The sequence below is a fragment of the Bacillus sp. B15-48 genome (assembly GCF_016879755.1).
In the GTDB taxonomy this organism is placed as follows: domain Bacteria; phylum Bacillota; class Bacilli; order Bacillales; family Cytobacillaceae; genus Mesobacillus_B.
This window is the reverse complement of the sequence record NZ_WOFU01000008.1, coordinates 104,515-118,370: the sequence shown is the minus strand read 5'-3', so window position 1 is coordinate 118,370 and position 13,856 is coordinate 104,515. Positions and strand designations below refer to the sequence as shown.

The 13,856-nt window shown below is 38.7% G+C and carries 9 protein-coding genes and 1 pseudogene; 2 read left to right on the top strand and 8 right to left on the bottom strand.

The window, feature by feature from the left end:
- Nucleotides 1-363: 363 nt before the first annotated feature.
- The gene (locus GNT69_RS20755) at nucleotides 364-1,767 is read right to left on the bottom strand and encodes a sigma-54 interaction domain-containing protein (RefSeq protein ID WP_239094375.1); all 1,404 of its coding nucleotides are present in this window, start codon (nucleotides 1,765-1,767) and stop codon (nucleotides 364-366) included.
- A gap of 937 nt (nucleotides 1,768-2,704) precedes the next feature.
- Between GNT69_RS20755 and GNT69_RS20750 the strand changes: the two genes are divergently transcribed.
- Nucleotides 2,705-3,592, top strand: coding sequence for a selenium metabolism-associated LysR family transcriptional regulator (locus tag GNT69_RS20750; protein ID WP_203556909.1), 888 nt, complete (start codon nucleotides 2,705-2,707; stop codon nucleotides 3,590-3,592).
- Between the two features lie 69 nt (nucleotides 3,593-3,661).
- Here the strand turns inward: GNT69_RS20750 and larC are convergent.
- The 6 genes and pseudogenes from larC to GNT69_RS20715 all read right to left on the bottom strand — a co-directional run bounded on the left by larC (nucleotide 3,662) and on the right by GNT69_RS20715 (nucleotide 10,514).
- Nucleotides 3,662-5,110 (bottom strand): annotated as a pseudogene (gene larC, locus GNT69_RS25660) (nickel pincer cofactor biosynthesis protein LarC).
- A gap of 44 nt (nucleotides 5,111-5,154) precedes the next feature.
- Nucleotides 5,155-5,910, bottom strand: a complete 756-nt coding sequence (gene larB, locus GNT69_RS20735) for a nickel pincer cofactor biosynthesis protein LarB (RefSeq protein WP_203556906.1) — start codon at nucleotides 5,908-5,910, stop codon at nucleotides 5,155-5,157.
- A gap of 222 nt (nucleotides 5,911-6,132) precedes the next feature.
- Complete coding sequence (locus GNT69_RS20730) at nucleotides 6,133-7,608, bottom strand: gluconokinase (protein ID WP_203556905.1); 1,476 nt, start codon at nucleotides 7,606-7,608, stop codon at nucleotides 6,133-6,135.
- The gene (larE, locus tag GNT69_RS20725; RefSeq protein ID WP_203556904.1) at nucleotides 7,587-8,432 is read right to left on the bottom strand and encodes an ATP-dependent sacrificial sulfur transferase LarE; all 846 of its coding nucleotides are present in this window, start codon (nucleotides 8,430-8,432) and stop codon (nucleotides 7,587-7,589) included. Before larE ends, GNT69_RS20730 begins: the two co-directional genes overlap by 22 nt.
- Before the next feature lie 24 nt (nucleotides 8,433-8,456).
- Nucleotides 8,457-9,227, bottom strand: coding sequence for an SDR family oxidoreductase (locus GNT69_RS20720; protein WP_203556903.1), 771 nt, complete (start codon nucleotides 9,225-9,227; stop codon nucleotides 8,457-8,459).
- Between the two features lie 18 nt (nucleotides 9,228-9,245).
- A complete protein-coding gene (locus GNT69_RS20715; RefSeq protein WP_203556902.1) occupies nucleotides 9,246-10,514 on the bottom strand; it encodes a nickel pincer cofactor-dependent isomerase, group 22 in 1,269 nt (422 codons plus the stop codon).
- A 575-nt stretch (nucleotides 10,515-11,089) separates the two neighbouring features.
- Between GNT69_RS20715 and GNT69_RS20710 the strand changes: the two genes are divergently transcribed.
- A complete protein-coding gene (locus tag GNT69_RS20710; protein WP_203556901.1) occupies nucleotides 11,090-12,277 on the top strand; it encodes an ROK family transcriptional regulator in 1,188 nt (395 codons plus the stop codon).
- A gap of 90 nt (nucleotides 12,278-12,367) precedes the next feature.
- Here GNT69_RS20710 and gndA read toward each other — a convergent pair whose 3' ends face one another.
- On the bottom strand, nucleotides 12,368-13,783 hold the full coding sequence (gndA, locus tag GNT69_RS20705) for an NADP-dependent phosphogluconate dehydrogenase (RefSeq protein ID WP_203556900.1): 1,416 nt from the start codon (nucleotides 13,781-13,783) through the stop codon (nucleotides 12,368-12,370).
- Nucleotides 13,784-13,856: the final 73 nt, after the last annotated feature.

Genomic DNA, 13,856 nt, shown 5'->3' with positions numbered 1-13,856 from the left:
CCTAGCGCTTACACCCATGCCAGTCACACATAGTGTAGGCGCATGAATTATTCATGCGCCTCTCGCGGGTCCGTACGTGCGGGTCATCGCATACGGCGATATTTTGCAGGGTTATCCGACTCTGCCCCAGCCAACTTGGTTGAATTGTCACCTTTTCCATTTTTTTCCTACAGACCCTCCGCACATTTTCTCACGGATAATGTACTACCTGTCAGCTATACACTTCCGCCACCACGGCATTTCGAAACTTCCACCCATTAGTCCGATGCGCTGCCAATCGCACAAAATCCTCTACGTTAAGTAGAGAACACTAAAATCATGTTTATTTCTCCAAGAAGTTGGTTCAATTTTAATGAAATATCACTAACTGATATTATCAGTTAATTCATTATCTTTCAATTTCTTATATAAAACTGTACGATATATACCAAGTACATCAGCTGCTAAATTTTTTTTTCCATTACAAAATGATAGAACTTTTTGAATGTATTGGAATTCAACTTCTCTTAGAAATTCATTTAGAGTTGGCCAATTATCTTTATTTAAAAAATCTAGATAGTCAAAATCAATAAGAAAATCATCACTTCGAGCCTTCCCTTCAATGACCTCGTATCCTTCATCAATTATTACCATTCTTTCAATATGGTTTTTTAATTCCCTTATATTACCTGGCCAATTGTGATTCAATAATTGTTTTAAGTGTATTGAATTTAACTGTGTATTTTTATCGTACTTCCTGTTAAAATCAAACAAAAACTTCCTTGATAATCCTAAGATGTCTAGTCTTCTTTTTCTAAGTGGGGGTATATGAACAGGTATGACATTAATACGATAATATAAATCCTTACGGAAAGTTCCTTTTTCCACCATTTTTGATAAATCTCTATTTGTAGCACAAATTAGCCGGAAGTTAACTTGAAAGCTTTTTGTTCCACCTATTCTTCTTATCTCTGGGTTTTCGAGAACCCTCAATAATTTTGCTTGTAAATCTAAAGGCATTTCGGAAATTTCATCTAGGAACAATGTCCCGTTATCAGCCAATTCTAAAAGACCTTTTTTTTGTTCACTTGCACCTGTAAAAGAACCTTTTTCATGCCCAAAAAATTCCGATTCAAATAGAGACTCAGGAATTGCTGCACAATTAACAGAGATAAATGGCTGTTTTGCTCTCATACTCTTATCGTGTATATATTTAGTCAATACTTCCTTACCTGTACCTGATTCACCAAACAACAAAACTTTACATTCAGACCGAGCAACTTGATCACAAACTTTTAAAATCCGCTTCATAGCTATACTTTCTGCAACTACTAAGCTTTGGCTAGGGACATCCTCATAAGGATCTACGGACTTTACTAGTTGGTATTTCTCAGTACTTTTTGAGCGATTAATTTTTAGCACTTCTAAACTCTGTTTAGGTGAGGAAGTTGTAATAACTAAATACACCTCTCCATTTGAATCAATTAATGGTGTGCTGACTGATGTGAAGCAAACACCTGTATTGGTACTTATTATTCCAGAAACTGTTTTTTTTAGCCGTATTGCATCTAATGCGTATGAATACTTATAAAGACCATTTTTCACCAATTCCTTCACATTCGATTTGAGTAGTTGTTCTAAAGAAATACCCAAAGATAAAGCAGTCAACGCATTTCCAGCTAAAATCCTTCCACTTCGATCAATTAGAAATAAAGCTTGTGAACAGTCTTCATAAAAACCATCAGCTTGTAGAAACATTTTACTTTGAATAGCAGCACTTTCTATCATTTAGGTATCTCCTTTCTGGAGTTGACATTAATTATTCATATTATTTCTCATATATAATGGTAACACAGCACCCGAAATAGGATTCAAATTAGAATTGAAAAAACTATTGATATTTAATGACCAATATAGTAACAATGTTTTTATTTTGTGAGGAAAATCACAATTTTTTCGATGTTTTTCACCTTAACATTCTCTGTAAAATCCCCAGTAACTTATCCCAGTGTTAAAATAGTTGGCATTTTGTTATTAACCATTAGGTCAATAATGTTTTTTCGATTCTGCCGCCAACATGGTTAAATTGCCATCACTAGTGCGGCCATTCTTTCGATCAACCTAACCTTGATTCATCATTGTTGCCATCCTTGTCTCGGTATTAGTCAACATCCATTTCATTTGCTGTTCAGCAATCTGTCCATTTTCTACGAATTGCTAAACTCTACTTGCCTCATCATAGCCTCAACCAACGTCTCGGTATTGATTTATTTTTGGTCAGTATCTGCGACCACGTCGCACATAGTTCTTCTACTGTCATTCCAGTCCATCACGCCCGCAATTACCTACAATTCTTCTATAGTCTCCACTTCACTGATTGGTGCTTCTCCGGTGGCAAATAGCATCAACGTAAACCTGTTGTACTATATCATTACAATTCATCACTTTTTAGCCTGCGGTACATGCTTGATTACCTAGCACTTCCTTTACTTCCGGAGTTGATTCACCTAGCAGAGTAAACATCGCAACAAAGGTAAAGACTTCCAAACCATACGACTTAATATTAGCTTTTTGGATTCCATTTTCTAACTTCCTTGCATCAAAATATTTAAGCTTAAAAACCTATTCACAAAAACTTTATGCCAGTCACTTATTAATGGTATTCTATAGGAGAATCTACTATTTAGATATAAATTTATCGCTTTTTTCAATGGAGGTTTAACCTTTGGATTTACATCAATTATTTGTGTTCACAAAAGTTGTCGAAAATAAAAGTTTTTCAAAAGCTGCTGAAGAAGTGTTTTTAAGTCAGTCGACCGTTAGCGCACATATCAATGCACTAGAAAAAGCATTGAACGGAAAATTATTTGACCGTGTCGGCAGAGAAAGTGTACTCACGCCATATGGCGAAAGGCTATTCTATTGGGCACAGCAATTATTGTTATTGAGAGACGAAGCAATGGTCGATTTAAATAAGAGTATGACAGAGCTCCGCGGAATGATTCGAATTGGCGCTAGTTCTGTTCCTGGTCAATATATGGTTCCGCAAATGATTGATAAGTTTCGAGCGGACTATCCCCATGTGACCTTTCAAATAAGTGAGTCCTCCTCAAAAAAAGTCGCAGAAAAGGTTCAAAACGGACTCGTTGATTTCGGGATTATCGGCAACAAATACGAAAATGAAAAACTTCATTATATCCCGCTTTTAAAAGATCATTTAGTGCTTATTACTGCGGGCACACTTGAAATGTGTAACCCTATTAGCATTCATGACCTTTTAAAATATCCTTTCATTATGAGAAATGCTGATTCTGGTACAAACGCGCTATTAGAAAGACTTTTAAGGAAAAATAAGATTGCAAAAGATCGATTAAATGTCATTGCCTATACGGATTCCAGCCAGAGTTTAATGCAATTTGTTAAACAAGGGATTGGCATTGCCATCATTTCTGAAATTGTTGCCACTGACCATTATAATAGTGATGCAATAAATACGTACGAGATCGAAGGTTTTGATGACGAACGTTATTTTTACCTTGTTTACAATCACCAGAAAACATTGTCGCTTGTTGCAAAATTATTTATTAAACTGGCTGAAGAAAAACAGCTATGATTGTACCTTAAGTATTGAAAATTTTCTCTCCACACAAAAGAATCATGAACGATACACAAAGTGAGTCGTTCATGATTCTTTTTCCCCTTTTAAATGATGATAACCTTCCCAGACTTCTTCATAGACGCTCTTTAAAGGCAGGCGGTGTTGCTGGGCAATTGTACGACATTCCTCATATTCAGGCGATTTCTGAATGACTTCACCCTCATATAAACCTTCCTTGACGGTCACATTTCCCCACTTTGTCGGGATGTCGACAAAATTTCTTGCTAACCGATGAACGGTTAACGGATAATAGCGAACTCCTAACGTTGTTGTTTCTTTAAAAAGGATTTCCTTCATTTTCGAAAGTTTTGAAACAGAACATAATAGTTGCAAAAGAATAGCTGGGCGATTTTTTTTCATATAAATCGGTGTATAATAGACGTCATTCGCTCCTGCCTCAAATAATAAGTCCATCACATAGCCTAGCCATTCTCCAGACATATTATCTAGGTTCACTTCCATTTTGATCATCTGTTCATCTACATGTTCATGATTGGGAGGATGGGATGGATTCAAAAAGCCCACTCCTTTCATTTAACCTGTTTCTACTTAATTACCAATAATGACTCGAAGCATATTTGGATGCTGTTTAAATGTTTTTGTTCCGGCACCATAGCCAACAGCTTGAACCTGCATCGCAGGAATCGATGTATATTCATCTGTAAGCACGGCTACAATCGCAGCACCAGTTGGAGTTGTTAATTCCCCACGAATTTCCCCTCCGTAAATGGGCACATTTTTCAAAATTTCTAAAGTAGCTGGGGCAGGTACAGGATAAATTCCATGGTCAATGTTAATTTTCCCCAATCCTACAGGGATTGGGGATGATTTAATTGACGTAATGTCAAGCTGCTCGATTAAGAGGACAGCACCGATAATATCAATAATTGAATCAACGGCCCCCACTTCGTGAAAATGAACTTTTTCCAAGGGAATTCCATGAATCCGCCCTTCCGCTTCACCAATTTTTTTGAAAATTTTGAGCGCTCTTTCTTTTACAGATGTGGAAAAATCAGCAGCTTCAATTAACTGAACGATTTCTTGATAATTGCGTTGACCATGGTGATGATGGTCATGACTATGTTGATGAGCGTGGTCATGGTGGTGGTCGTGATCATGGCTATGTTGATGGGCGTGGCCATGGTGATGGTCATGATCATGGCTGTGCTGATGGGCGTGGCCATGGTGATGGTCATGATCATGGCTGTGCTGATGGGCGTGATCATGGTGATGGTCATGATTATGGCTGTGCTGATGGGCGTGATCATGGTGATGGTCATGATCATGGCTGTGTTGATGGGTTGTTTGACCAGCATTCTCTGTCAGGGCTACATCAAATTTTACGCCAGTAATTCCATTTTTATTGTCAGATCGCCACTTAAGCTCGTATTCCTCTTCAATTTTTAATTTCTTAAGCTCCTTTTCCATCTTAACAGGGTTAGCACCGGCATGAATTAACGCACCGATTACCATATCTCCACTAATTCCAGAAAAGCAATCAAAATAAAGTATGCTCATTATTGTTCTGCTCCCTTACAAACCATTTGATTAATGATTGCTGCATTGTAGGCGGCACCAAAGCCGTTATCAATGTTGACAACGCTAATTCCAGAAGCACAGGAATTGAGCATTGTAAGCAGGGCGGACAATCCGTTAAAATTAGCTCCATATCCAACACTAGTTGGGACTGCGATAATTGGATTCGCAATTAAACCGCCAACAACACTTGGTAGTGCTCCCTCCATTCCGGCCACAACTACAGTTGCAGTTGCCTTCTGGATTTCCTCTATATTATCAAGCAAGCGATGCAACCCTGCTACCCCAACATCATAAATCCTTTTTACATTGCAACCGAGTGTCTCAGCCGTTACTGCTGCCTCTTCGGCAACAGGCAAATCAGACGTTCCAGCACAGACTACAGCGATATACCCAGCCATTTTTTTTTCGAGGTGGCTTTCATTTCTCCATGCTAATATTCTTGCAGATTCATGATATTGAAATTCAGGGTATTCATCGCGAATATATCTCGCTTTATCAGATGATATTCGCGTTACAAGCACAGAATTATTCCGTTTTTTTAACGATTGAACAATGGCTAGGATTTGTTCTGCTGTTTTCCCTTCTCCAAAAACAATCTCCGGAAATCCTACTCTTTTTTTTCGATGGTGGTCAATTTTTACAAATCCTAAATTTTCATATGTGGCCAACTTCTCTTTCGCTTCGGCAATATTAAGGGTCCCATTTTGGACTTGTTCAAGAATTTTTTCAATCACGTATGTACCACCCTTACTCTCCAAGTCTATTTACGAAATTCGTTATTTTGTAAGCCTTATGTAAAAACAGAGGCATAGTCGCCTATACCTTCTTTCAATTCCCTAATCAAAGCACAAGCGCCCTTTTAGCGAAGTCTACAATCCGCAGGGCGCTAGAGCTAATTAGGAAAAGAATACTACTTTTCCTTCTTCATATGAAATACGTTCGCTGATTTGCCCGCTTTACTTGTAATAAACGGATAAATCCTTTGCCAAACGAGCATATTTTTCATAAACCTCTTGATACAGTCGATGGTTTTCTTCATTTGGCATCACGCTTCCCTGCATCGGGATGTTCTTTTTTATTTCTTCAAACGACGAGACTTCACCCATCGCCACTAATGCAGTCCAAGCTGCTCCCCATGCTGCACTATGATGACTTTCAGGAACATAAATTGGTTTTCCGAAAATATCTGCCATCATCTGAAGCCATAACGGGGAGCGAGCTAAGCCACCATTTACATAAATCTTTTCCGTTTCTCCAGCCAATCGCTCAAGCGCTTGGTTTATTTGATAGAGATTAAAACTGATTCCTTCCAGTACGGCACGCACAAAATGTTCCTTTTGATGACCTATCGTCATTCCGAAGAACGTTCCCTTTGCTTTCTGATTCCAGAGAGGTGCTCGTTCTCCATTCACATAAGGGAGAAACACCATTCCTTCTGAACCGATAGGTGCCTTTTCTGCTGTTGCCGTGAACTCATCATATGGACCTTGGTCGTTTAAAACTCCCTTCAACCATTCAAGGGCAATGCCGCCATTATTCGTTGGTCCGCCTACGATCGAAGTAGCTTCTGAGAATCGGTAACTAAACGTTTCTTGTTGAGTATCCGTTTGAAACCCACCCGTCCATTGTCTAACCGCTCCACTCGTTCCAACCGTTACGACCACTTCCCCCGGGAGAATCGCACCGATTCCGAGATTCGCTAATTGCCCATCTGCTGAGCCGACAGAGAGAGGCAGTTCCGCTGAAATACCCATTTGCTGAGCGTATTCCTCTTGAATTCCACGAAGGAGTTCTGTTGGTGGGACTGGTTTTGATAGTTTATTTGCATCCACTTGAACAATGTCAAGGGCACTCGCTTCCCATTGCAACGTCGTTCCATTGAACAAGCCTGTTGCCGAAGCCATTCCATAGTCGATGACCCGCTTACCGTACCATTTATAAAGGATATACTCTTTTATTGAGAAAAAGTATGCCGCCTTTTTGTACGGTTCATAATCGGTTTCTTTCATCCATAATAGCTTCACAAATGGTGACATTGGATGAATCGGTGTCCCGGTCTTCGCATAAATCGCTTCGCCTTCAGATTTTTTAATCCTTTCAGCTTGCTCACTGCTTCTGCCATCAGACCAAATAATTGCACGTGACAACGGCTGACCATTTTCATCCGCACAAATAAGAGAATGCATCGCACTTGAAAAGCCAATCCCCACAAGTCCGCTGGAACTTACTCCTGATTTATTAATCCCTTCTTTAATGGCTATTAAAGTGGCTTGAAAGATTTCTTCAGGATCCTGTTCCACCCATCCCTGTTCAGGAAAATATGAAGTAATTAACTCCTCATGTTCTGCAGCTACTTTCCCATTTAAATGAAAGACAACAACTTTCACACTTGTTGTACCAATATCAAGTCCTAAGATATAGTTTTTTGCCATGATTTCAAATCGTCCTTATCACTAAATTGTAGAGCTTTATTCATGCTCCCGCTTTGATAGCCTACCAAATCAAGGGAAACATATTTATAGCCGAATTGCTGCAACTTTTTGGAAATTTCCTCATGGTGCTGCAGCACAAGCGGCATGTCAGTTTTTTCCACTTCTATTCTCGCTATCTCATCGTGGGTTCGAACACGCACTTGTCGAATCGATAAAGACTTTAAATAAGCTTCAGCTTTATCTACTTTTGTTAACTTATCGATTGTTATTTTTTCACCATAAGCAATCCGCGATGATAGACAAGCAAAAGATGGTTTATTCCAAGTAGGCAAATCAAATTCACGTGACAATTCCCTAATTTCTTCTTTAAAGAGATTCGCTTCTTGAAGTGGGCCGCGGACTCCTTGTTCTTTTGCTGCTTTCATCCCTGGGCGAAATTCATTCATATCATCCGCAATGACACCATAAATAACATTGTTAAATCCTCGTTCTTCCATGATTGGAACTAAGTGGTCAAAAAGACTGCTTTTACAGAAATAGCAACGATTTTGATCGTTTTCAGTATAACCAGGAATCGCAAGTTCAGATGTCTCAATTACTTGATGCTTCGCACCAATTCGCTTCGCTAATTCCTTTGCCGCTAATAGCTCACTTGAAGGGTAGGTTTCCGAGTCTGCGGTAACGGCTAAAACGTAATCATAACCTAAAGTATCAACAGCCACCTTTAATAAAAAGGTGCTGTCAACACCACCTGAAAATGCTACGACTACCGTTTCCATTTCCCGGAGAATCTCCTGTAATTTAGAATATTTTTCTATAATCATGCCGTCCCCTCCCAAACTTACATCTTAAATGGTTTGTGACCCAAAGCCGCCATCTACACGAAGCAATGCACCAGTTACAAAACTAGAAGCTTTTTCAGAAGCTAGGAATACAGCTGCTCCTTGAAGTTCTTCTGCTTCACCAAAACGATTCATTGGAGTATGGTTCATGATTGATTGGATACGATCTGGATTTAAGATTTTTCTGTTTTGTTCAGCTGGGAAGAAACCTGGAATAATCGCGTTAACACGAATACCATGTGGAGCAAGCTCTTTTGCAAGATATTGTGTCATGCTATTTACTCCCGCTTTAGAAACTGAATATGTAAATACTTTTGACAGTGGCGTAGTTGAAGAAACAGATGAAATATTAATGATACTGCCTTTTTTACCTTGATCAATCAATCGCTTCGCAAAGATTTGGCAAGTAACAAACATGCCTTTTAAATTAACTTCCATGATATCATCCCACTCTTCGTCTTTCAATTCAAAGAACGGTGTATTGCTATTTTTCCCAGGGGCATTTAATAACACATCAAATCCACCTGCCCACTGCACGATTTCATCTGCTGCTTTTTCCAATGCCTCTCTTGAAATGACATCCGCTTGAAAAGCTTTTGCTTTTCCACCCTCTTGGACAATCTCCTGGGCTACTTGATCTGCTTTTTCAAGATTACGTCCAACAACGGCAATTTGCGCACCATGAGCAGCCATACCTTTCACCATTGCTGATCCAAGTACACTGTTTCCGCCAATTGCTACTACTGTCTTACCAGATAGATCAAATAATGAATTCATTTTTAGAGCTCCTTTAAATTAGAATAAGTTATTTTTTTCGTCAAATTGAATTTCAGTTTGTTCTTTAATGATTTCTAGATTTGGATGGTCTTTCACATAATCTAGCAACGCTTCTGATACCTCGATTTCACTCAATACAAGCGTATTTTTAATGCGAACCATCTTAACATCAGTAAAATTAAGAATATTGCTCGTTTTAATTGCAGCCTGGATGGCCTCTTTGTCATTTGCTAATGTGGTTGCAATTTTCGTTGGCGCGACAACGGTTGATGTTAAACCATTCGCATAAGTCGTTTCACGATCCATTTTATCCACTAATCGTTGCGTTGTGAAATCAGCCGTTCCAACCCCATTTGCATTTCCTTCTGTCTCTTCTGTTAAATCTAAAACAACCATTTTTGTTACATCAGGTCCGCCGTGCGCATAAGGAGTAGGATAACGCCCTGTGATGTTTGGATCCATCCCATCTCCACTAATATTCTTTCCAATTTGATCGATGACAAGAACATCAATTTTATCAAAGAACAGTTTCGGCAAAAGTTCTTTTGCCTTCGCTTGCAGCTCAACCTCTTTTTCTTCGATTTCTTCTGTAGCAAGAACATCCACGACGGCTACTTTATCGAACGCATTCTCAACTGTAGCAACCCCAAATAAAATCGGGTATTTATCAATGATCATTTTTGCCATCGCTGGAACATGTTCAGCCATGTATTTAAACCCTAGCTGATGGCAAGCCTCTGCTCCCTTTTGCTTTCCTAAGCCAATGCTAATCATCTTCATGATGCCACTTTCTACACGGCCGCGGAAAGCAGTATGTGGTTTTACCCGGTTTATGACGACGATACCATCCGCTTCGGATGCAAGTTTATCAATATAGACTGGGAGTCCATTTTCTAATTCGCCAACTTTAATGACTTCCATTGAAGAACGGATTTCTGCACCGACACTGTCTTCTGTTACCCCAAGATGTGCTAAAACATCAATTTGCCCCTGAGCCGTTGCCCCGCCGTGGCTGCCCATACTAGGAACAATGAATGGATTTGCGCCTAATTCTTTCAAAAAGCTCACCGTTTCTCTAGTCATATCGACTAATCGGTCAACTCCACGACTGCCAACCGCAACTGCAATCGACATCCCAGGGCGAATCTTTTCTTTGATTTTTTCAACTCGAAGCTTTTCTTGCAACACTGCTTCGAAGTTTTCAATTTTACTATCGTCAAAATGCTGCTTTACTTTTATCATTTTCGGAACTGGAATATCCTTCACCAATTCATGGATAATACCCATAGATTAACTTCCTCCCTTGACAGAATTATTTACCGCTTTAAAAAATAGTTTTCTGCATTATTATATCCCTTATTCCTAATCATCGGCGCTAAAAGATATTCACCAACTAGGATGATTAAACCACCAAATTTGTGTCATAATTTCGAACTTTTTATTTTACCGAATTTCCTATTGTGCTAGGTGGAAATGATAGTAAAAAATGGGAGTGTCTTTCAGCACAGCTTCATATAATTGACCCGCCACCGAATGATTCTTTAGGAAGTGTTCAATGTTGAAGCTCTTATTAGTAATTCCCCCCAATTGTTGAATATTCCTAATGAAAGCAATATAATGATGTAAGCCTTTTATCCTCACAACAAAACCAATTTGTTTAGTGAGTTAACAAATATCAATGCTAATTTATCATTTAATATAGTTTTCGTCAATATAATGGACTTTACTCCTATGTTATTCACTTTTTTAAAGCACCATCCTGCAAGATTTTTAAAAATGTTGATTTAGAGTAGGATTCGAGGTAGAGAAATCATTTATAATTATAATGAAAATGGAGAAAAAGTAGACGCGGAGGGCATCTTATGGCTACAGGAGATTCAGCTTTTATAAAAAAAATTAATCGATCAATGATTCTAAGAAAAATTATCGAAGAACGTTTTATTTCTCGAGCAGATTTATCGAAAATCACTCATTTAACGCGTGCAACGATTTCTGCCCAAGTAGCAGATTTAATTGAAGAAGGACTAATATTAGAAACACAGCAAGAGCATTTATCTGTCGGTAGAAAACCAATCATGCTTTCTATTAACGGAGAAGCAGGCTATGCTCTCGGCATTGACTTGGACTACGGAGAAATCACCTTCACTATGTCAAATCTTCTCGGTGTACCGGTTTGCACAGAAACGATTCATACGGAAGCAACAGAATACAGTGAAATTCTTCAATTATTAATTAACCAAATAAAGACTTATCGAGAGTCATATAAACATATTCCGTATGGGATTGTTGGAGTTACGATTGGTATTCACGGTTTAGTAAACAAGGATGAAGTCATTGCTTTTGTCCCTCGGTTTAAATGGAAAAACATTCATCTTAAAACAGACTTAAAGAAAGAGTTTGATCTGAATATTTATATTGAAAATAATGCAAACCTCTCTTCATTGGCTGAAAGAGTGTACGTTTATCATGAGGCCGAAAATCTATTATCTGTCAGCTTATACTCCGGCATCGGGTTAGGGATGATGATGAACAGCGAATTTTTCCGCGGAAATGATGGATTTGCTGGTGAAGCTGGGCATATGATTCTTGTTCCCGGCGGTAAAAAATGTAATTGTGGGAACGAAGGCTGTTGGGAGCGATATGCCTCTGAAACTAGTTTCTTTAACGATCTTGCCGAAGAAATGGAGCAGAAAAACCTTACTCATCGCCAAGTGCAAAAATGGATTGATGAAGGAAATGAAAAAGTGTGTACGAAAATGGATGATTTTATTTATTATCTTACGATTGGGATTAATAATTTAATAAATTTATATAATCCTGATGTAATCGTTCTTGATAGCCACTTGCTTCGTAACAATCCTGATGTGATAAAAAAAATAACAGAAAATCTAGTTTCATCTGTTAATCATTACCGGGAATTATCCATCTCCAAGCTTGGGGTAAAATCATGTGCCATGGGGGCATGTGCCTTTTCAATCAAGCATTTCCTTGATGTCCCAATGCTAAATCTTACTTACGAAGAAGAAAGCTATAAAAACGCACTTATTTAATTATTATCGCTTATTCCATTCCTAATTTTAGATGAACTTAGCTTAGAGAAACCCCCTTCAGAATCGAAGGGGGTTCGTTTTGTTTTCCTATTATTTTTTCATCCATTCAGTATGGAATACGCCTTCTTTGTCAACTCGCTCATACGTATGTGCACCAAAGTAGTCACGTTGTGCTTGGATGAGATTCGCTGGTAACGTTTCTGTTCGATAGCTATCATAATAAACAATCGCGCTAGAGAAGGATGGTACCGGAATTCCTCGCTCAACCGCCAATGAAACCACTTTACGTAATGCAGATTGGTAGCTTTCCGCAATATCTTTGAAATATGGATCGAGCAGTAAGTTTGCAAGACTTGCATCGCGATCGAATGCCTCTTTAATTTTATGAAGGAATTGTGCACGAATAATGCAGCCACCGCGGAAAATCATTGCGATATCACCGAAGCGAAGGTCCCAACCATACTCTTCAGATGCAGCTTTCATTTGTGCGAAACCTTGTGCATAAGAAACAATCTTACTCATATACAATGCTTTGCGTACAGCTTCGATTAATTCTCTCTTATCGCCATCAAAAGCTGGAACTTCAGGTCCGTTTAGAACCTGGCTTGCCTTCACACGCTCATCTTTAATCGCCGACATAAAGCGTGCAAATACCGATTCAGTAATAATTGATAGCGGAATACCTAGGTCAAGCGCATTGCTGCTTGTCCATTTTCCTGTGCCTTTTTGACCTGCTTTATCTAAAATAACATCAACAAGCGGCTTGCCTGTTTCTTCATCAATTTTCGTGAAGATGTCTGCAGTGATTTCAATTAAGTAGCTATCCAGTTCGCCTTTATTCCACTCAGCGAACACTTCATGAAGCTCTTGAGTCGTAAGTCCTAGGACATTCTTTAAAATAAAATAAGCTTCAGAAATAAGTTGCATATCGCCGTACTCAATGCCGTTATGAACCATTTTTACATAATGACCCGCACCGTTTGGTCCAATATATGTACAACATGCATCGCCTTCAACCTTTGCAGAAATAGCTTCAAAGATTGGTTTAACGAGTTCATACGCTTCCTTCTGTCCGCCAGGCATAATTGAAGGTCCTTTCAATGCACCTTCCTCACCACCTGAAACACCTGTACCAACGAAGTTAATGCCTAATTCAGATAGTTCTTTGTTTCTACGTACCGTATCTTCAAAGTAAGTATTTCCTCCATCGATAAGGATATCTCCTTTTTCTAGATACGGCTTTAAAGAATCAATTGTTGCATCAGTCGCTGCTCCTGCTTTAACCATTAAAAGAATTTTACGTGGTTTTTCAAGTGACTGAATAAACTCTTCAACACTGTATGTACCTTGAAACTGTTTTCCTTTTGCTTCATTTTCTATAAATAATTCCGTTTTATCTGCTGATCTGTTGTAAACTGAAACAGTGTACCCCCTGCTCTCAATATTAAGTGCAAGATTTTTCCCCATTACTGCCAATCCGATAACGCCAATTTGTTGTTTTGTCATATTCATTTCCTTTCAACAAATATTTTGTTTGAGCATATTCATGCTCTATGAAAATTTTAATAAAAACCTGATT